The organism is Chryseobacterium sp. KCF3-3 (genome assembly GCF_045865955.1).
Lineage (GTDB): Bacteria > Bacteroidota > Bacteroidia > Flavobacteriales > Weeksellaceae > Chryseobacterium.
This window is the reverse complement of sequence record NZ_AP035792.1, coordinates 4,150,638-4,171,735: the sequence shown is the minus strand read 5'-3', so window position 1 is coordinate 4,171,735 and position 21,098 is coordinate 4,150,638. Positions and strand designations below refer to the sequence as shown.

The 21,098-nt window shown below is 35.8% G+C and carries 20 protein-coding genes; 13 read left to right on the top strand and 7 right to left on the bottom strand.

The genetic code is table 11. The features are described 5' to 3' along the window. Positions 1-34 precede the first annotated feature (34 nt). From dnaX to ACKTTZ_RS18560, 5 genes are all read right to left on the bottom strand, one after another. Positions 35-1,120: a DNA polymerase III subunit gamma/tau gene (gene dnaX, locus ACKTTZ_RS18580; RefSeq protein WP_034698546.1), complete on the bottom strand. Its 1,086-nt coding sequence runs from the start codon at positions 1,118-1,120 to the stop codon at positions 35-37. Positions 1,121-1,218: 98 nt separating this feature from the next. After that, positions 1,219-1,851 carry a TetR/AcrR family transcriptional regulator gene (locus ACKTTZ_RS18575; protein ID WP_034698548.1) on the bottom strand — a complete coding sequence of 211 codons (633 nt, stop codon included), beginning with the start codon at positions 1,849-1,851 and terminating at the stop codon, positions 1,219-1,221. A 5-nt stretch (positions 1,852-1,856) separates the two neighbouring features. Further along, a complete protein-coding gene (locus tag ACKTTZ_RS18570) occupies positions 1,857-3,113 on the bottom strand; it encodes an aminotransferase class I/II-fold pyridoxal phosphate-dependent enzyme (protein ID WP_034698554.1) in 1,257 nt (418 codons plus the stop codon). A gap of 428 nt (positions 3,114-3,541) precedes the next feature. Continuing rightward, positions 3,542-3,895: an AraC family transcriptional regulator gene (locus ACKTTZ_RS18565; RefSeq protein ID WP_034698564.1), complete on the bottom strand. Its 354-nt coding sequence runs from the start codon at positions 3,893-3,895 to the stop codon at positions 3,542-3,544. 93 nt (positions 3,896-3,988) lie between these two features. After that, positions 3,989-4,726: a LuxR C-terminal-related transcriptional regulator gene (locus ACKTTZ_RS18560; protein ID WP_407846316.1), complete on the bottom strand. Its 738-nt coding sequence runs from the start codon at positions 4,724-4,726 to the stop codon at positions 3,989-3,991. Between the two features lie 89 nt (positions 4,727-4,815). Here ACKTTZ_RS18560 and ACKTTZ_RS18555 point away from each other — a divergent pair, with 89 nt between their 5' ends. From ACKTTZ_RS18555 to ACKTTZ_RS18545, 3 genes are all read left to right on the top strand, one after another. Next, positions 4,816-5,463, top strand: a complete 648-nt coding sequence (locus ACKTTZ_RS18555) for a DUF1349 domain-containing protein (protein WP_407846315.1) — start codon at positions 4,816-4,818, stop codon at positions 5,461-5,463. A gap of 744 nt (positions 5,464-6,207) precedes the next feature. Further along, the gene (locus tag ACKTTZ_RS18550; RefSeq protein ID WP_407846314.1) at positions 6,208-9,198 is read left to right on the top strand and encodes an ATP-binding protein; all 2,991 of its coding nucleotides are present in this window, start codon (positions 6,208-6,210) and stop codon (positions 9,196-9,198) included. 5 nt (positions 9,199-9,203) lie between these two features. After that, positions 9,204-9,815 carry a response regulator transcription factor gene (locus ACKTTZ_RS18545; protein WP_079241375.1) on the top strand — a complete coding sequence of 204 codons (612 nt, stop codon included), beginning with the start codon at positions 9,204-9,206 and terminating at the stop codon, positions 9,813-9,815. A 135-nt stretch (positions 9,816-9,950) separates the two neighbouring features. Here ACKTTZ_RS18545 and ACKTTZ_RS18540 read toward each other — a convergent pair whose 3' ends face one another. Next, a complete protein-coding gene (locus ACKTTZ_RS18540) occupies positions 9,951-10,796 on the bottom strand; it encodes a hypothetical protein (protein WP_034698573.1) in 846 nt (281 codons plus the stop codon). A 271-nt stretch (positions 10,797-11,067) separates the two neighbouring features. Here ACKTTZ_RS18540 and ACKTTZ_RS18535 point away from each other — a divergent pair, with 271 nt between their 5' ends. From ACKTTZ_RS18535 to ACKTTZ_RS18500, 8 genes are all read left to right on the top strand, one after another. Further along, positions 11,068-12,024, top strand: coding sequence for an AraC family transcriptional regulator (locus ACKTTZ_RS18535; protein ID WP_034698575.1), 957 nt, complete (start codon positions 11,068-11,070; stop codon positions 12,022-12,024). 101 nt (positions 12,025-12,125) lie between these two features. Further along, positions 12,126-13,340, top strand: coding sequence for an MFS transporter (locus ACKTTZ_RS18530; RefSeq protein WP_407846313.1), 1,215 nt, complete (start codon positions 12,126-12,128; stop codon positions 13,338-13,340). A gap of 197 nt (positions 13,341-13,537) precedes the next feature. Then, the gene (locus ACKTTZ_RS18525; protein WP_407846312.1) at positions 13,538-13,951 is read left to right on the top strand and encodes a hypothetical protein; all 414 of its coding nucleotides are present in this window, start codon (positions 13,538-13,540) and stop codon (positions 13,949-13,951) included. 144 nt (positions 13,952-14,095) lie between these two features. Next, positions 14,096-14,695 carry a Crp/Fnr family transcriptional regulator gene (locus tag ACKTTZ_RS18520; RefSeq protein WP_034698581.1) on the top strand — a complete coding sequence of 200 codons (600 nt, stop codon included), beginning with the start codon at positions 14,096-14,098 and terminating at the stop codon, positions 14,693-14,695. 65 nt (positions 14,696-14,760) lie between these two features. Then, positions 14,761-15,381 carry a hypothetical protein gene (locus ACKTTZ_RS18515; RefSeq protein WP_407846311.1) on the top strand — a complete coding sequence of 207 codons (621 nt, stop codon included), beginning with the start codon at positions 14,761-14,763 and terminating at the stop codon, positions 15,379-15,381. 13 nt (positions 15,382-15,394) lie between these two features. Next, complete coding sequence (locus tag ACKTTZ_RS18510; RefSeq protein ID WP_034698583.1) at positions 15,395-15,796, top strand: DoxX family protein; 402 nt, start codon at positions 15,395-15,397, stop codon at positions 15,794-15,796. Between the two features lie 165 nt (positions 15,797-15,961). Next, on the top strand, positions 15,962-16,303 hold the full coding sequence (locus ACKTTZ_RS18505; RefSeq protein ID WP_253316680.1) for a YciI family protein: 342 nt from the start codon (positions 15,962-15,964) through the stop codon (positions 16,301-16,303). A gap of 38 nt (positions 16,304-16,341) precedes the next feature. Beyond that, positions 16,342-17,580, top strand: a complete 1,239-nt coding sequence (locus tag ACKTTZ_RS18500; RefSeq protein WP_407846310.1) for an RNA polymerase sigma factor — start codon at positions 16,342-16,344, stop codon at positions 17,578-17,580. Between the two features lie 47 nt (positions 17,581-17,627). Here ACKTTZ_RS18500 and ACKTTZ_RS18495 read toward each other — a convergent pair whose 3' ends face one another. Next, a complete protein-coding gene (locus ACKTTZ_RS18495) occupies positions 17,628-18,275 on the bottom strand; it encodes a DUF1062 domain-containing protein (protein ID WP_407846309.1) in 648 nt (215 codons plus the stop codon). A gap of 346 nt (positions 18,276-18,621) precedes the next feature. Between ACKTTZ_RS18495 and ACKTTZ_RS18490 the strand changes: the two genes are divergently transcribed. Both ACKTTZ_RS18490 and ACKTTZ_RS18485 read left to right on the top strand, forming a co-directional pair. Beyond that, positions 18,622-20,184, top strand: a complete 1,563-nt coding sequence (locus ACKTTZ_RS18490; RefSeq protein ID WP_407846308.1) for an aldehyde dehydrogenase family protein — start codon at positions 18,622-18,624, stop codon at positions 20,182-20,184. 115 nt (positions 20,185-20,299) lie between these two features. Further along, on the top strand, positions 20,300-21,097 hold the full coding sequence (locus ACKTTZ_RS18485) for an AraC family transcriptional regulator (RefSeq protein ID WP_253316684.1): 798 nt from the start codon (positions 20,300-20,302) through the stop codon (positions 21,095-21,097). The last annotated feature ends 1 nt before the right edge of the window (position 21,098 follow it).

Sequence of the window (21,098 nt, the reverse complement as noted above, 5' to 3'; positions counted from 1 at the left end):
ACTTCCTGCTTCTCACTGAGAAACGGAGCCAGTATCAGGAACTTTTTTTTTTAGTATCGCCTAAATTAGCTGTCAGTGAAGCCAGCTGCATTAATGCAATTTCAACCGTAAGTCTTGGGTTTTTGGAATTCTTATAATTAATATCTGCATGGTTACAGATCTCAATACCATCAATAAGCTGCTGGGCGGCCCATTTCTGTCCTTGCTCTACAAATTTAGCCTTGGTTTTCTCTCCTACTTCAATGAGTTCCATGGTGGAAGCATTCTGTGCCATCATCAGATCTCTGAAATGATTTCCTAATCCGGCAATGAAAATATGGGGATCAAAACCTTTCTTTACAATCTCATTGAATGCGAAAAGCACTTCAGGAATTTTGTTTTCCTTGGCGAGATCCACAATGTTCAGATATTGATCATAATCCAGAATGTTGAGTACTTCGGCAGCTTTTGCCAAGGTAATATTTTTCTGGGAGAAGGTAGAAAGTCTGTCGAAGATAGAAAGTGCATCTCTTAATGCGCCATCAGCTTTCTGAGCAATCAGATACAGTGCGTCATCTTCATACTGGATATTTTCTTTTTGGGCAATATTTTTCAGATGATTCTGGATGTCTTCAATGGTAATTCTCTTGAAGTCATAAATCTGACAACGGGATAAAATTGTTGGAATAATTTTATGCTTCTCCGTGGTAGCCAAAATAAAAATAGCATGAGCAGGCGGCTCTTCCAGCGTTTTCAGGAAAGCATTGAAAGCGGCAGAAGACAGCATATGAACCTCATCAATGATATATACTTTGTATTTACCAACCTGAGGTGCAAAACGTACCTGATCTATAAGTTCTCTGATATCATCTACAGAGTTATTGGATGCAGCATCCAGCTCATAGATATTGTAAGCAAAGCCATCTTCTGAAACCGAGCCATCTTTCTCATTGATCTTTCTTGCGAGAATTCTGGCACAGGTAGTTTTACCCACACCACGAGGACCACAAAAAAGTAATGCCTGAGCTAATTGACTTTCTTCAATTGCATGTTCTAAAGTATCCGTAATATGAGATTGCCCCACAACCGTATCAAACTCTTGAGGACGATATTTTCTTGCAGATACTATAAAATTTTCCATTGGCCAAAAGTAAGAAATATAGTTTTAATTTGAAAATTAAAAGTTTTCAAATTATTAACAAAAACGTATTTCTGCTCAAATCGGAAAACTTTTAATTTCTATTTCTTTTTGCTGTATGCAAAGTCGATCAACTCAACAATAGCGGCTTCAACCTCTTTTCTTCCTTCTTCAGTTTTCAGATCGATACCACAAAACTTATTGGCATTGTATCCTGTATAAAGGTTGAGATAGTAAGCTCCAGACACAATCAAAGCCATAATTGCTCTGTGTCTTGTTGCTACTCCTTCACCAAAGTAAGGATCTGAGATGTTTCCAAATAAAACCTCTCCTACTTCTTCACGTTGTTCAACCAATTTCTTAAGAATAGGCTTACTTTCCGAAAGCTCCCAAAGGATGATCTTCTGAAGTTCTTTATTTTTCTTCAGGTTTTCGAACTGGTTCAATACAACCATTTTAGTAAGTTCGTGCCCACCGTCCGAGAAATCCATATCAACATCCTGGTTGACCTGGCTCCAGTAATCCTGAGATTTGATATACTCATCGATCAGTTTATCAGTACTTCCAAAGTACTCATAGATCAATTTTTTATCAAATCCGGCAACGGCAGCAATCTTGCTTACTTTTAATCCGGAATATCCTTTTACTCTTAAAATTTTACCAACTGCAGCAAGCAGTTTCTGCTTTGTTTTTTCTTTGTCCCTAATGGGGCCCTGCACTACTTTTCTAGGCATAATTATTATTTTTTCGCAATATGCAATTTTTTATTAATATCATCAAACGCATTAAGCGTTTTGTCGAGATGTTCTTTTTCGTGTCTTGCCGTTACACTCATCCTGATACGTGCGTCTTTTCTTGGTACAGCCGGATAAAGAATCGGGTTGGTATAGATTCCCATTTCTATTAGTAGTTTTCCTACATCACCTGTTACATAAGGATCTCCAATTTTTACGGGAACGATCGCAGAGCAGGTAACTCCTGTATCTAATCCTAAATCGTCAAGTCCTTTTTTGAAATAATTGATGTTATCCCAGAGTTTTTCTCTCCAGATAGGTTCTTCGTCAATTAAATCAATGGCTTTAACAATTCCTGCGGATGATGGTGGAGCTGTGGCTGAGAAGATCTGCTGGCGTGAATGGAATCTTATAAAGGCAGCTATTTTTTTATCTGCAATGACATAACCTCCCAGATTTCCAAATGTTTTGCTGAATGTACCTGTGATGATGTCTACTTTATCCAATAACCCAGCCTGTTCCAAAGTACCTCTTCCGGTTTCTCCAAGGATGCCGACACCATGTACGTCGTCTACCATTAGAAAGGCATTGTACTTTTTCACAAGGTTATAGATCTCATTAATACGGGAAGTATCACCATCCTGGGAATACACTCCGTCCACAATAACGAGTTTCGTACGGTACAGATTTTCAGATACCTTCAAAATGTGTTCCAAAGATTCTAAATTATTGTGCGGAAATGTTTTTTTATTGGTAAAAGCACATCCTTCATGTACACTGGCATGCACTGCCATGTCTAAAATAGCAAGATCTTCTTTCTGCATTAAACACTGTAAACTAGCGCTATTAGCAGTATATCCGGTAGTAAATACTACGGCTTCATCTTCTGTTCTTTTAAAAAAACTTGAAATTCTTTTTTCTAAAGCATTGTGATAATCAAAGTAGCCACCGATAAGAGGTGTAGCTCCTGTTCCCGTTCCATATTTCTCTATTCCTTCAATAGCGGCTTGCTTTACTTTCGGGTGTTGTGTGAATCCTAAATAATCACTTGATACAAAACTAACAAATTCTCTGTTTTGGTTTGCAATATTTACATTCAGTATTGCATTGGTTCCTGAAGTGTTCTTCAGTCTGTAATTCATGTGTCCGTTAGACTTTACAAAGTCTAAATATTCATAAAAAATTTCAGCCCTTTGAGCCATATCATTATCTGGTATATTCTCAAAGTCTTTAATAGTTGCTGTTGTGAAATTGATGCTCATCCTTAATCTTGTTTGTTGTGGTTTAAAAGAAACAAATATATAACTATTTAAAAGGCTTAAGCGCCTCTGTTAAGATTAAATATTATTAAAGACACAATATTTTTATCTTATTATCTGGAAACCAAAGTATTTAAATATACATCTATCTTTTTTAACGTTTTCTGCTTTTGAATTAATTAGTTTTTTCTTACCTAAATTTAATAAAAAAATCAAACAATAAAGAAATATTAATACATAAATAATAAAAAAATGTAATTATTTTTCACAAACGACTCATTTATAAAAGATTATTTTTTCATTATTTTAACATTTTAATTCACTAAACAGCCTTTAAAACACATCAATCTGAGCGTTCAAATCCCTACTCTGAGACAAAAACCAGCGCAAATCTCTTGCAACAACAATATTAAACAAAAAAAGTAGTCAATTTAAACTTTTTTGGAATTTCTGAAATTTCCGGGAGTAAAGCCGGTCATTTTTTTGAAAAATTTTGAAAAATTGGAAGGATCATAAGTAAAAATACGGGCAATTTCTGCCACAGATTGATCGGATCCCACGAGCATTTGTTTGATCTGATCAATAATTTTTTCATCATAAAAGGAACAAGGGTGTTGTCCAGTTTCTTTTTTAACGGTATCGGTAAGATGCTTATGGGACACAGCAAGCTCTCTGGCGATCTCATTCAGCTCCAGAAATTCAGGAACAGCGCCGGAAATAACTTCCTGGATATGCTTGTCTAAAAAAGTAAAATACTGGTGGGTAATTTCTTCGCTTCTTTTCATCGTGTATGTTTCTAATGCTTATTCAAGATATAAATTTAATCATTAAGATACAAAATAACAAGGTAAGCTTTTCGGATATTTCAAGCTGGATATTTAAGAAAAACTATCTTTAAAAGCTTGTGTAGAATTTTTTACTTTCAGTTTTTCCAGAATATTCTGGCGGTGTCTGTTGACCGTATTGACGCTTATAGAAAGAAGACCTGCAATTTCTTTGCTTGCATATCCCTCTCCAATCCATTTTAAAACCTCCAGTTCTCTGGGGCTTAAAATATTTTTATAATCAAGCTTATCTTTTACAACCACTTCCCCTTTTATCATATTAACAATCATAAAATCTGGAAAGTTAGATGAAGTCAATGCAATATTGTAAAGACAAAGAGCCAGCCTCAGCCTGCCGTTATCGGGTGAATAAATATAAAACATACGGTGCTTCACCCATCTGTAGTCTTCATTTTTATCTTTCATTCTTATTTTTGAAACCACACTATATGCCGTACGTTCTTTTATTTCCATGGTATCCAGCAATTTGAAAAAACGGAGTTCATGGATGTATTTTTTCAGACGGTCATCAGGATGTATCTTTTTCAGCATTTCTTCTTCCCAGATGGAGTCTATTTCTGCAGGGTTTTCATCCATCTTTAGCCCAAGTTCATCTGCAGCTGCAGATTTATAAATAAAACTCTTATTCTCCTGCATATCGCTCAGCACACATATTGCACCTTCCATCTGAGCGTATGCTAACGCTCTCTGTTTATAGATCTCTACATCAAGTTGGCATTTTTTCGAGGCGTTATCCAGTAATTGATCGCTAAGCTGTTCACGGATTTCCATAATGGTTATTTATCAGTATTGACGCAAATGAAGTTTAATAATACTTTTGCTAAAATAATAATTTACCCTTAGAACTTATCCCAAAGAGAATGAAGAAACTGATTTTAGGCTTTTGCGCCTTATTCCTGATTCAAAAGTTTTCCAGCCAGAGTCTTGAGAAAATGACCTGGTTTAATGAACCTGAAAAATGGGAAATCAAAAATAATAGCCTTTCTATGTTTGTAACGCCACAGAGCGATTACTGGAGGGTTTCACATTATGGATTCACGGTAGATGATGCCCCTTTCTACTACACAACATATGGCGGTGAATTTGAGGCAAAAGTAAAAATAACCGGCAGTTATAAAGCAAGATTTGACCAGATGGGGCTTATGCTGAGAACAGATCAGGAACATTACATCAAAGCCGGAGTAGAATTCGTAGATGGTAAATATAATCTCAGCACTGTGGTCACCCACAATAAAAGTGACTGGAGTGTTATTACATTAGAAAAAACACCTCCTGCCATATGGATCAAAGCGGTAAGAAGACTGGATGCTGTTGAGATATTTTATTCTTTTGATGATAAAAATTATATCATGATGCGAAATGCTCCTCTTCAGGACAATACTCCTGTAATGGTTGGATTAATGGCAGCCTGTCCGGACGGAGAAGGATTCAATGCAGTTTTTGAAAACTTCAAAGTAAAACATCTGCCGGATCAGCGCCGACTCAAGTGGCTTGAAACCCACCAATAACGATTGAATTACACTTCAATATACAGTCAATTTTATTCACCTCCCATCATTTCCGGGAGGTTTTTTTGATTTAAAAAGGGATTCTAAATGTTTAAAAATAAAAAAAGAGACTGTTTACTTTTAGTACAGTCTCTTTTGTTTTTGAGATAAAAACCGTTTGTGTTCTTAGAATCATTATTTTGACAATAAAGCTTCTTAATTGTTGTGAGAATATTTTTGCAAAAATATGAATATCCATAAGCCCTGACAAAGTTATCATGTAGAATAAACCATCTTTTTTTTGTCGAAGTTTTACTACAAAATCAATTAAACATAACTTCAACCATTAATTTAAAAACTAATAAAATTATTCAGACACGATAATATTTCTCATTTATAAAATTCTAAAACAAATCAGAAATTCAGCACAATACAGAGATCTGTAAAAGATAATTTAAAATGAATGCAATATAAATTTATCACTTATTATTGAAATATGATAATGTGTCAAAAAAATTTGAATGATTTATTGTCTGCAATACATGATAAAACTTATAGAAAACAAAATATGCAATACTAATTTATCGCCATAATTTCACTATTTTTACACGATCAAAAAATATAAAACACAAAAGACCAGAAAACTTCAATGATAAAAATTTATTCCCAATCGTTCCTGCCCTTTAAAAAAACTTTGACTTGTACAAATACTATTATTAACCGTCTATTGCATTAGCAGCAGATATAGATCAGTTTTGCACATATATGAGAGTTTGGGCATTAATTTTTGCTTGTATCTATCTAAACATTTCCGGGCAGCACTATACATCTACGTGGTACAACATAGATAACGGGCTTCCCCAAAGCAGTGCAAAGGCCATTGTCAAAGACAAATATGGCTTCATCTGGATTTCTACTGAAAACGGGCTGGTACGGTATGACGGGAGTTCTTTCATTACCTTTAATAATTTCAGGGTAAATAATCTTCATTTTGGCGAATTCATAGGAGATCCTTGCTTTGACAGCATCACCGTTCTTAATAATTTCCAGGAAAATAAAATCATTATCAGAAACAGGTTTCCAAAGCTGGCAAGCCTTACTAAAGGTGATAAAATGACCTATTCTAATGGTACTGATATACTACACCGCATTGCCAATAATATCATTACATCGGATTTCTATAATGACATCCAATATTTTATTCAGCTTAGAAATTCTGTTTATCATTTTACAGAAAAGAATGCCATCATCTACAAGGAAGGAAAAAAAGAAATAAAAATTGCTTTTCCTTTTACCAATAAAGACCTGAACTACATTTTTGTACTGAATAATCACCTGTTCGTCAATGATCTGAAAAAAAGAAAAACCTACTCTATCTACAAGGGAAATCTTTCTGTTTCTGATAAACCTACACTTTTTAATCATCCTGACACTAAAATCTATTGGCAACAGATTACCAATCAGACTTTTATTATCAATCATGACAATATTTACCTTTTAGAAGGGAATGAAAAGGATCTCCGTTTGAAATTTCTTGTCAATTTTGAAGAAATCGGTAATCACTCATATTGCTCCATGTACTATGATGAGAGTTTCAACAAATTGTATCTGGGAACTCTCAATAATGGATTGAATGTGCTGCAGCTTTCCAATTTCTATGTTTCAAGAAAAGAGGCCGATTTTTCCAGTAATGTATATTTTGCATCCCTTCCTTTCAGCCAAAATACGATTATTGCCGAGGACGGAACAGAATTCGGACGAAATGGGATTGTAAAAAACCATCTATTCGGAAACAATGACGATTATCTGATGATGTATGACCATTCCGGAAATATTCTGATCAGAAAACGAAACAGTATTATCAGGTTTTATAAAAATTCCGGATATAAAAAGAAGGATTCAACTTTTGTTAAAAAAGGGCTTGAAACGTTTATGAAAAGCGGAAACCTTTATGGAACTACCTTTACAGATCTTTCCGGAACTCAGCTTCATCTTTACAGAAAAGATATATTTAAACAACCGGACTTCACCTATACTTTCAAAAGTTTTGTCAATATTTTTTATCAATACAATGAGAATGAAATTCTGACAGGAAACAGTGACGGACTTTATTCTATCACACTTGGCAGCAATACCATAACTCCGTTAATCAAAAACATCCATGTAAAAAGTATTATCAGAACAAAGGATAATCTGATATGGATTACTACGAATAAAAACGGATTCTATCTTTTCAGGAATCACAAGCTTACCAAGATGCCAAACGACGTGAACGATTATCTTCAGTCGGCTCATTATATTCTTGAAGATCAGAAAGGATATTATTGGATTTCTTCGAATAACGGAATGTTTAAAGTCGCTAAGAAACAATTACTGCGGTATGCGGAAGGCAAAAAAACTCCGGTTTTTTATTATCGTTTCACCAAAAAAGACGGTTTTCTTACCAATGAATTTAATGGAAGCTCAGAACCTAACGCTTACGCTCTTCAGAACGGGGATTTTGTATTTCCTTCAATGGACGGCTTTGTATTTTTCAATCCGGAAAGTATTCAGACTTATTATCCGGGAAGAAATAAAATTTACATTGAACGGGTAAAAATCGGAAATTCTGAGCCTCAGTATTTTCATCAGATCCTTGATTTGAAAAATGATTACAAAACAGCGGACGTCTTTATTGATATTCCTTATTTTTCCAATCCTGAAAACCTTTATATTGAAGCAAAAATATCAGGAAAAGAAAACACTGAATGGGAAAAGATTGCCACAGGAAAAGAATTAAAGTACACCATCAGCAACCTTCCTCCAGGAGATTACACCCTGAGTGTAAGAGTATTGATTTCTGCTGACGGCAAATATGAAGAAAAGGCAATACATTTTAAAATCCAGCCTCTTTTTTATCAGACCTTGCTTTTCAGGGTGTCTGCGTCCATTATTATCCTTATTATCATCATCATTATTGTTCAGTTAACCACTAATTTTCTAAGGATAAAAAATAAAGCTTTAAAACAGATTGTTCATAATAAAAACTCTGAACTGAAGGAAACCTCTCTTCACCTGGAAGTCGTAAAAAACAACCTGCAGAAAGAAACGGAATATCAGAAGAAACTGGTGGAAACGATCAGCCATGACATTACCACTCCGATCAGATTTATTGCCATGCTTTCTCAGAAACTGCATGAATCTGATGATGTGGAACTTCAGAAAAAGTACTTTGACAGTATTTATAAATCTTCCGAACAGCTGTATCAGTTTACCCTGAATTTGAAAGAGTACACTGAACTTTATAAGGCTGAAAATATTTTTGAAGAAAAGGAATATCCCATCAACAGAATTCTGGAAATCAAGAATAAATTATTCTGCGAAATTGCAAAAGAAAAAGGGACTACAATTACCAATCTTACTGAAGGTATTATATTTTCTAAGGTAAATGAAAGTATCTTAACCGCTATTATTCATAACATCCTTGATAATGCGGTGAAAAACACCTTTGAAGGGAATATAACCCTTACTATTACCGAAAATCCACAACAATCCACCATACTCATTACTGATACAGGAACAGGAATGTCTGAAGAACAGATTTCTATTTATATGAACCTGTTCAGAAATCCAAAACTGGAAACCCCCAGCTTTAAAGGGAAAGGATTAGGTCTGCATATGGTTATCCATCTGGTAAAAAAGATCAATGCTGAAATGAACTTCAGGCAAAACCATCCTAAAGGAACTGTTGTGGAAATAACACTCAAAAAAAACTAATCTTTATGAATGAAAGAATTTTAATTGCTGATGATCATTATGTGGTAAGAGCAGGAACCTCTCTGGTTCTTGAAACGGCTTATCCGGGACTGAATATAGATTTTGCGGAAAATTATGATCAGGTGAAAAAGAAGTTGGAAAATCAAAGGTATGATCTTATTATTTTAGATATTGATATGCCGGGAACTCAGTATAAAAAAATGGTTCCGGAGCTTAAAGATATACAGAATGACCTTAAAATTCTCATATTCTCAGGATATGACAAAGATGTAGCCATCCAATATATCAGAGAAGGAGCTGAAGGCTATCTGAATAAACAAAGCAGTGAAGAGGAAATTAAAAATGCTGTGAAAACAGTAATTGAAAAGGGATATTTCTACCCTGCAGAGCTGATTGGTCTTATTATTCAAAACAAAAGAAATAATCCTGTAGAAAAGTTATCATCCAGGGAATACGAAATCTTCAAACTTCTGGCGGATGGTAATGGCAATCTGGAAATTGCCAACAGACTCAATATTCAGATGTCTACAGTGAGTACTTATAAAAAAAGGATTTTTCAAAAGCTTAATGTTGGAAATATTGCAGAACTGATCAAAGTCTATGAAATGATGCATTAAGAAAACGGGGCCGGAATTTCAAATGGTTCCGGCCCCAGAAAAAACACAAATCTCATTAGATTTTTAAACAGCTAACCCATTGATTTTGTATAATTTCATAGGATCATTGTATTTTTAGAATCTTCAGGCAACAAATTAATACAGTCTCTGTACAGAGAGAAACAGTTCTCTGGTGTTGTCAGAAGTATTGGAATCTGTGGTTGTAGCATCACTGCTTCCGGTTGTAGACTTATTATCTACACGGAATGCATAATACACTCTGTACCACCTTGGTTCCGGTTCCTGTATGGTAATATCAAATGTTACAGTCTCATTATGAGTCTGAGTAAGATAAACACCATCATCAAACTGCCTGTAAGCACCTGGTGATAATTTAATATTTCCGTTGTCAGAATCACCGGTATGGGTAGACATTTCTGAGACCCATATTTTCACATCTGAAGTTCCTACATTATAAAGTCTCGGATTAAAAGTGGTAGCCGCTCCAGTTCCTGCTGAACTACTGTTAAATTGCGCATCCAGTCTTAGGAAACCTCCCAGAACAGGAAGATCAGTAAGATAGGTACTGGCTAACGTGGCAGCTCCGGAAGTGCCTGCAGGAATGCTTCCATGATAGTAGATCAGATCTCCAATGGTAATGTCATCATCTTTTCCTCCGAAAGCAAACTTCCAGGTTGTTCCGTTGAACATGTAATAACCGGCTTTATCTACTTTTGCCGTTTTTACTGAAGGGGCAGTTACAGCCTGAGTTACATAGACCAAAGCTCCGGTTTGAGCCGCTAAATAGACATCGTCTTTAGCTCTTAACTGGTCTCCTGTCATTCTGGGAGCCATTACACCATCAGGTACGGTAGTCACGTCCGGTTTTCCTTCCACATGTAATGTTACTTTAGGAGAATCTGTATTGATGCCTACCTGGGAATATGCAGCTATTGAAAAACACATCATTATGCTGGCAAGAGGTAATTTTATTTTTTTCATTTTAGTATATTTGTTTAAAAATTATTTGATTTATTTAAAAATTGAATAAATCATTTAAGGTCAATTGATAGATCATCAATCAGCCTTTGTTGAGCTAGCTGGTGCAAAGTTATCGGCATTGATAAATCAAATTCATGAATAATCAATGAAAAACCGGAAACGGCTCAACAAAACACAAATAACTAGTAATCAATAATTTAACACAGTCATTTTCTAACATCTGACTGGAGTAAAATATATTGGAATGATTTAAAATTATCTGTTACCACAAATGACCACTGAAAAAGACATAAAAATTGAACACTACAAAAGACAGCTCGTTTATTATTATAACATTCTGATGTCTGTCATTCTTGCTGTATTTGGTTTGATATACACCTTTATCATTCCGGATAAAATAATGGCCTGGTATCTTTTTGGTGGACTTTTTTTAATGGTCTATACGTATCTGATTGTACGCAAAACCTACTCGGTGAATGTCATGGTACATTCCTACATCATTATTGCTACTCTTTATAATTTCTACATCATGCTTGCTTTCTGGAACAATTCTATCGCAAGTTTTGTGTGGCTTATCCCGATTCCGCTTGCTGCCTACGTTTTCTTCCAAAGAAAGTATGTCTTTATTTACAGCATGTTTGTTTTAGTGAATATTATTGCGGGATACCTTATTTCCAAAACCTTCAGCTTTAAATTCCCGATACACAGACCTGAAGACGTGAGAGTTACTGATACCATTCTTATGATGTCCAATGTGGCAGTAATATCACTTCTGCTCTATTTTAAGGATAAAATAAAACGTGTTGAAATTTACCATGAAATTGAAGAAAAAAATGTACATACAGTAATTCAGCCAGTTTCGGTGACAGAGAAAGCGCCCTTTGCAGATGAATTGTTTGAAAAAATTGAGCATGTCATGAGAGAAAAACAGCTGTATAAAGATGTCAATTTTAATATTTCAAAACTTTCTACAGAAATGGATATTAACAGCAGTTATATTTCAAAATCAATTCGTGCAAAAGGATATCCCAATTTCAATAATTACCTGAATATGCACAGAATTGAGTGTGTAAAAAGGTTGCTGAATGAAAATGATATTGAAAAAGTTACCCTTATGTATATTTACACAGAGGCTGGTTTCTCTAATCAGTCTACCTTCAACAGGGTTTTCAAACAGATGGAGAACATTACTCCTTCAGAATACATCAGCGGTCTGCAATTTCATTGATTTGTTTCACCAATCAATATCATTGAGATAATGATTTTTAAATTCGGAAAATAATCAGGAAATTTACAGAACTTAATTTTTCTGTCAAACCACTGCATTTAATGCAAATCATAATGAATTCATCTGAAAAAGCTCTTCAGGGAAGCCAACGTCTCCGATATATAAAACTTTGTATATTCTTTTCCGGGCTGTCAGTTTTTGCACAGCTTTATCTTTTCCAGCCGATGCTGCCAATGGCTGCTGAACAGTTTGGAGTGTCTGTAGGTGATACTTCCCTGCTGGTATCATCATCCACAATAGGTATGGCATTGGGATTATTGTTTTTTGCTTTTAAAGCTGACAGTTATTCCAGAAAAAATCTGATGGTTTTTTCATTGATTTCATCTGCCATTCTCACCATTATTTCTACCTGGATTCCAAGTTTAAGCCTCCTGATTGCCATCGGAGTATTGAAAGGTTTTGTTGTTTCCGGAGTGTCCGCAGTTGCTCTTGCCTATCTTACAGAGGAAGTAAGTGCTTTGGCAGTACCGGCAGCCATCAGCATGTACCTGAGTGGGAATACAATCGGTGGGATGAGTGGAAGAATAATGGCTACTTTGTTTGCAGGAGAATTCGGATGGCGTAATGCTGTTCTTCTGATTGGCGTAGAAAGTTTTATTCTGGGAGCTGTATTCTGGAAACTGTTTCCGGAGTCAAAATTTTTCAATCCACAGAAAACGGATTATCACCTCAAGGTAAAACAGATGAAATTTTTCCTTACCAATCCTTATATGCTTCGTTTATATTTTACTGCGGCATTACTGATGGGCGTTTTCGTGAGTGTTTATAATTATCTGACATTCAGATTAGAGGCAAAACCATTTTCATTAAGCCACTTTATCATTGCCTTTATCTTTCTGATGTATATTTTTGGAGTTTTCGGGACGATGATCGCAGGTCGCCTTTCAAGAAGGTTTCCCATGAATAATATTCTTAAAGCATCTATCCTGTCTATGATTATCGGTGCTGCTTTATTGCTGTCTGAAAATATTTATATCCTTATTTTTGGACTCGGGCTTTTTACTTTATCATTTTTTGCAGCACATACTATGGCCAGCCAGATGACTGCTTTGTATGCCAAACGTGGAAAATCATCAGCTACTTCTATTTACTGGCTGTTTTATTATTTTGGTTCAAGTATTCTGGGAAGTGGTACCGGCTATCTTCTTCATGCTTATTCCTGGAATGTCTTCATAGGAGTTCTTATGATATCCGTTATTATCGCTCTTCTTCTGACAACTTTTAATACCACTCCAAAATCAAGAGTAAAAAACTAGTACCACATACATACCACATCCTGTTTTTCACGGAAAGCTGATAATTCGCTTATGAGTGTACTATTTTAACATATCATTAATTTTTTATAGTAAAAATTTAACCTAATCTTCACCAAAACAAGGCTTAACAATACAATGCCGGGCATACTATTTGCTGTTTATCTGAGACCATATCATCAACTAAAATTCAAAATATTATGAACGTAGCAGATCTAAAAATCAAGAACTTGGTAGAATATAAAAATCAGATTTATACGATCACTGAGATCTTTCACAATGTTGAGCAGGCTTATTTTGTTAAAATTGAAAATGATATTCAGAGTATTTCAGTTCCGGCAGCCTCCATCAAACCTATTAAGATTACTGAAGAATGGCTTGAAAAGCTTGGATTCTCAAGAACATACAGTTCTGAACAGAGCATCCGATATGAAAGGCCGGAACCCTTTATAAAATACGATATAGACCTGAGTTCCAGAAAAATACTGGAAGGACTAAAAATATACGGGAACGCTATAAAATGTAAATACATCCATGAGTTTCAGAATATTTTCTCAAGCTTATTCGGAAAGGAAACTGTTTTACATTATGGTTATTTGAAAACAGAATCGTAGTTAAATAGTTCTTAGTTGAGGAAGACCACAATTTAGCCCGTAAATTGTGGTCTTCTTATGTATAATAGCTTCATGTAAGTAAGTCCTGATAATTTAATATTTACGTAAATTTGTCCCCGTACACTATCAGTACAAGACTTCAAAATGGATACAGATATAATACTTTCGCAACTCATAGAACACTTTAAGGAAATTGTCTCTTTAGAAGAGAAAGATATTCACTGTATCCTGTCCAAATTAGAAATCACACAGCTTAAAAAGAAAGATTATCTGCTTCGTGAAGGGCAGGTATCCAGACATATGCGTTTCATTGCGCAGGGAAGTCTGTATGCGTATCACATTGACGAAAAAGGAAAAGAGAATACCACCCAGCTAGGCATTGAAAACTGGTGGGTAAATGATCTTTACAGCTATCTGAGTGAGCTGCCTTCAAGAATGTTTATTCAGGCCAATGAAGATACGATCATCATCCAGATCAGTAAAAGTAATCTGGAATTACTGTACAAAGAAGTTCCGGCTATCTCAGAATTCTGGCGCCTGAAAATGCAGTCTGCCTATGTTACTTTACAGGAAAGAACGTTTGAACACTCCCGCGTTGATGCCTACACCAAATACAGAACATTTGTTACTACCTATCGTAATATCGAGCAGCGTTTCCCTCAATACATGATCGCTTCCTACCTTGGAATAACGGTAGAATATCTGAGTTATCTGAGAAAAAAACACCTGTCTGACGTTTCTTAAGATTTCTTAAGTTTATTCCCCTCCAGCCCGAATAATTTTGCTCTCAGAAATTTAATGAGTGAAATATGAAGGCAAAAATTATCGCTATAACAGCTCTGGTATCAGCTTCCCTGAATCTGAATGCACAGAAACTTTCCTATACCCCTGATCTTGTTTTAGGACATCGCTCCTATACTTATATGCACAATATCAATTATCAGCTGAATGAACGGTTGAAATTGAACAATCTTACCCTATTTGATACGGAATATACCAAAGACAAGGAAAATATATTCTTCATCAGAAATACCCTCTCGTATAATCTTACCAAAAGATTGAGTGCCAATGCTGCATTTGGAATGAAAAACCCGGGAGCATTTTTCAGTGCTTACCTGCAGTATAAGATTATCCAACCCTCCTATTCTCTCTCCTATTCTATAGGAACTACGTATCAGAAAGGATTTTCCCTGGAACAATCTATATCATTTGAGTACACCCCTTATCTGACAGAAAATTTCAAAGGATATTTCAGTGTACTCGCTATTGGGAATATTGATGACAGCGGATATCCCAGAGGGTTGCAGTTTATCAGACTGGGCGTAAAACAGGATAAAATGATGTACGGACTGGCTTCCAATTTCGACCAGTTTAATAATGCCAAAAAGACCCTGGAAAATATCGGGGCATTTGTAAAATATAACTTTTAAATAATTATAAGATATGAAAAAGAACATTGATTTAGGACTACTTATCACCAGAATAGCAATCGCATTTCCTATGTCGGTTTATGGAATCAGTAAACTGATCCACGGAGTTGGGTTTATTGAAGATATGATGACCATGCATGGCTTACCATCATTCTTTGCCTATGGTGTGTTTGCCGGAGAAATTATAGCTCCTGTACTGCTAATCATAGGATTCAGGGCTCGTCTTGCAGGGTTGATCTTTGCGGGCAATTGCTTCACGGCTACCATTCTGGCACAAACAGCCAATATTTTCAAACTTAATGAATTCGGAGGCTGGGCTTTGGAACTTCTTGTAATCTATATGCTTGTAAGTTTAAGCTTTTTCTTTACCGGAGCAGGAAAATATGCAGTTTCTACCCAAAATAAATGGGATTAAAATACTCAGAAATTTTCTATTCACTATTGATAAATCAGAGTCTCAGGATTCTGGTTTATTTTTTTATTTTTACATTCAACTGAATTATTCTGATATTATTTTTTTGAGAATGTCCTCGTTATAAAAAATCGGTCGTCATGTATATGAATCAAAAAATTAAAAACAATGAAAGAATTCTTATTAGTCTTTCGTGCAGACTACAAGTCTATGCCCAAGACATCACCGGAACAGATGCAGGCTAATACACAAAAATGGATGAACTGGATAGCGGGAATCGCTGCTCAGAATAAACTGGCTGACAAGGGAAACCGTTTAGAAAGCACCGGACAAGTACTACAATCAGATGGAGTAATTTCCGATGGTCCGTATGCTGAGATTAAAGAATCCATCATGGGCTATACCATTATCAATGCAGAATCTCTTGAAAAAGCCACAGCTTTGTGTAAAGAATGCCCTATTCTGCTATTGGGTGGAAGTGTAGAAGTGAGAGAGATTAGTAAACTGTAATATTAACATCAGAATTTGATACAGCTTTTTCATAAGCCATGGCCAATCCCAATGAAATAACCCCGCATTTATTCAGAACTGAGTACAGCAAAATAGTTGCAGTGCTTTGCAAGACCTTTGATATAAAACATATCGAAATTGCAGAAGATATTGCCAGCGACACCTTTCTGAAAGCTTCTGAGCATTGGCCAATCAATGGGCTTCCAGACAATCCCGCAGCTTGGCTTTACACCGTAGCAAAGAATAAAACGAAAGATTATTTCAAACATCTTTCCGTGATTGAAAAAAACAAACAGGAAGATGTAAAAACAACTGAAAAGGAGTTTCCGGCAATAGACTTTGATACCAAAAATATCTCTGACAGTCAGTTGGAAATGATTTTTTCGATCTGTAATCCAATCAATTCCCAGGAAACCCAAATATCTCTGGCATTGCAGATCCTCTGTGGTTTCAGCATAGAAGAAATTGCCAATGCTTTTCTCTCCAAAACAGAAACCATAAAAAAACGATTACAACGGGGACGGCAAGCTCTCAGAACACATCATTTTACAATAGATTCTTTAAGCGAAAATGATATTCATCAACGCTTGGAAACCGTACTGACTACTTTATATTTGCTGTTCAATGAAGGGTATTTTTCCAGAACCAATAATCTTTTAATCCGGAAAGACCTTTGTCTGGAGGCAATAAGACTTGCCCTGATTCTTACTGACAACCCACTTACCAACATTCCTAAAGCCAATGCTTTGCTCGCTTTGATGTGCTTTCAGAGTTCAAGACTGGAAGCCAGAATCAATGGTGAAGGAGAAGCTATTCTTTTTGATGAACAGGACGAAGCTTTATGGGATCAGGCTTTGATTGAAAAAGGTAACTATTATCTGATAGAAGCCTGCCAAACTCACAGCAATGAAGTTTCAAAATACCATCTTGAAGCAGGAATTGCTTATTGGCATACTACAACTGCCAGCCCAGATAAATGGCAACATATTTTAACCCTGTACAATCAGCTTATCATTATTGAATATTCTCCTGTTACTGCTTTAAACAGAACTTTTGCTTTTTCCAAAGTCTATGGAAATGAGAAAGCACTTGTTGAAGCAGAAAAACTCAACCTCATCAGCAACGGGTATTATCATGGTTTACTCGGATATTTATATTCCGGACTTCATATTGATAAGGCTATTCATCATTATGAAGAAGCCATTCGTCTGACAAAATCAAAACAGGAAAAGCAGACTTTGCAGAAACATATTCACCTTTTACAACAACCAAAGTAGAACGTAAATAAAAAGCCTTCCTATCAATAACCGGGAGGCTTTTTTAATTATTGATTATCTGCCGTATTGAGAAAAAAATCTTCTTTTCCCATAAGGTATGTATTAATCAATGCATGCCTGTTGATCTCGATACGATCGCCGTTGGTAATTTTATATTTCTTCTGCAGCGGTTTTTGATTAAAATAAACTGCCTCTGAATCAAGCAGGAAGTTCAGTTTAGATGATGAAAGGCCTAAACAGGTTCTGAGTACTGTTGAAACTCTCATATTAAAATTAAAAAGAGACTGTATTTGAAAAGAAACTATCTCGCTCTCCATATGGATCAGATTTTCTACCGGAAGATTGGGATACAGAATTTCATATTCTACACTTTCCCAATCGGCCTCTACATTATTTTTTCTTATTATTTCCTGTGAAAAGGCATATTGCCAGGCCAATTCCGTATTGTTTTCTGAAAATTTGTTGAATATTTCTCTACTGATAGATTCTGTTCTGATTCTTGAAAACACCGTCATATTATAGGTGTTGTTACATTTTACACATCGGTAAATCAGCCATATATCAATATTCTTTTTCTGCGCATTCAGTCTGAATTTATCGCTGCATTGAAATCTGTCGCTGCTACATTGATTGCATTTCTTTTTGAGTAAGGGAGTATTTTTCGCTTTTACCTCCCAGATATGTTGGGTATTCATTACTTATAATCGTGCTTAATATTCTTTGTTGGATTTTTTCCATAATATTCACGCATTACAAGGGTTACCTATATCCGGATTATAGCTCAAAGATTATTTCTTAAGCCATGTCTTGCTGTATATTTCAGTTTTGATCAATACTCAAAACGAAAACAGCAGATAAAGTCACCTTTAGCAGGTAATACGATAAATAATATGATGAAATAAAAACCTGTTCGGGTAGAATTACCCAAACGAAAGAACGATCAGCCTGTGGTTACTGAGACTGATACTAAGCGAAAATAAGTTTAAGAGTGGTTCTCAAAACGAGTTATTTACTTGGTTATGATAAAAGTAGTCAATTTTATTGAAGAACAGAGCATTTTCACAGGTAAATTCAAAAAAACAAAATTTACAGCTTTTAAAATGGACCGTACAACAAAGAAAAATTGAGCTATACAACAAACCTATCCTTTCCGTTTCTGCCGAACTTTGTGGTATTAAAATCATCAAAATGAGACAGATTAATAAAATTTACATCAACGGCGAATTTGTTACGCCAAAAGGAACAGAAACTTTTGATCTTATCAATCCGGTTACCAATCAAAAAACAGGAGAAGTAATTCTGGGAAATGAAGAAGACACCCGAATGGCTATTGCAGCAGCGAAAAAAGCTTTTAAAACATTTTCAAAAACAACAAAAGCAGAACGAATCAATCTACTTAAGAAACTACACGCAGCCGTAAGCAAAAGAGAAGAGGAACTGGTTTCTGCTATGGTGAATGAATATGGTGGAACATTACAATTCTGCAGAATGAGTGTTCAAAATGCAATCTCTGCCTTTACAGCCACCATCAACACTTTAGAATCTTATGATTTTGAAAGAACAGTAGGACATTCTAAAGTACGTTTTGAATCTTTAGGTGTAGTAGGAATTATCACTCCTTGGAATGCCAGCAACAGCTTCATCTGTAATAAACTGGCTACTGCCATTGCTGCCGGATGTACAGCCGTCATCAAACCAAGTGAAATGAGTGCAGCACAAACCCAACTGCTTACTGAATGTTTTCATGAAGCAGGGTTACCTGAAGGAGTATTCAATATTGTCAACGGGTTAGGAAATGTAGTAGGAAATGAAATTACACAGCATCCTGATATTGCTAAAATATCTTTCACCGGATCTACATTAACAGGAAAAGCAATTGCTAAAGGAGCTGTAGATACGATGAAAAGAGTAACCTTAGAACTTGGAGGAAAGTCTCCTAATATCATTCTGGAAGATGCTGATCTTGAAAAAGCAATTCCTATGGCTGTTTTCGGGGCCTATATGAACAACGGACAGGCATGCATTGCTCCCACCCGACTTCTTGTTCCCCAAAACAGACTGGAAGAAGTGAATGAACTGGCTAAAAAAGCTGCAGAACAGGTAAAAGTAGGAAATCCTAATGAAGAAGATACACTTGTAGGTCCAATGGTAAGTGCCAAACAATTTGAAAGAGTACAAAGTTATATCCGTCTGGGACAGGAAGAAGGAGCTGTTCTGCTTGCAGGTGGTGAAGGTAAACCACAAGGTCTTGAAAATGGTAATTTTGTAAAAGCGACCATCTTTACCAATGTTCGTAATGATATGCGTATTGCTCAGGAGGAAATTTTCGGGCCTGTACTGTCTATTATTCCTTATGCTAATGAAGAAGAAGCCATTGCCATTGCCAATGACACCACATATGGTCTGGCCGCTTATATCAGTTCTGCTAATCAGGAACATGCAGAACGTGTAGCTGCACATATTGATGCCGGAAGAATCTGCATTAATGGGTTTGCCCATGATCCTTATGCGCCTTTCGGTGGTTTCAAACAAAGTGGTATCGGGCGTGAGTTTGGTGTATTCGGATTGGAAGCTTATCTGGAACCCAAAGCAATTCTGGTTTAATCTGATATTCTTCACAGCAAAATATTCTTATGATTGTTTTGCTGTGAAGATTCTATCATCCTAAAAAGTTTTGTAAGTTTGAATAAGAATCTATCAAGAAATACCCATCTGAGCCATGAGCGAAAATAACATTCCCTTTCCCATCAATTACTCCTGCCATTTCTCAGAATTCAGGGAAGGAGAACAATTTGCACGGATTCACAGTCTGGGTCTTGTTCTTTCAGGGGAAATGGAACTGAATGACGGAATCACAAAAACAATTTTTAAAGAAGGAGAACTCTATTCTGCAAGGAAAAACAGTTTATTGAAGTTCGCAAAATATCCTCCTAAAAATGGAGAAATCAGAACGATATCCATCTATTTTGATGATGCCATGCTTCATGATTTCAGCCGTGAGTATGGATATCAGGCAGAAAAGAAAGACAATGTTCCTGCCTATATAAAACCGGAGCAAAAGGCATTGCATTCATTTATGTACTCATTATTGCCTTATGAAGATCTTCCTGCTTCTGAGGAAATTCTTCGACTCAAACAAAAAGAAGCTCTCCTCTTGCTGTTGAATTATGATCCGGGGCTTAAGGATATTTTATTTGATTTTTCCGAGCCGTATAAAATAGATATTGAAAGTTTTATGAATAAAAACTTTCATTTCAATGTTAATATAGAGCGTTTTGCTTACTTAACGGGGAGAAGTCTGTCTGCATTCAAAAGAGATTTTCAAAAAATATTCGGAGTTCCGCCAAGACAGTGGCTGCAACTTCGCAGATTAAAGGAAGCGCATTTTCTGCTTACTCAAAAAGGGAGATCCGTTTCTGATATTTATCTGGATCTTGGATTTGAAAATCTATCCCATTTCTCTTTTGCCTTTAAAAAACAGTTCGGCTATCCGCCAAGTGCATTACAGGCAAAATAAC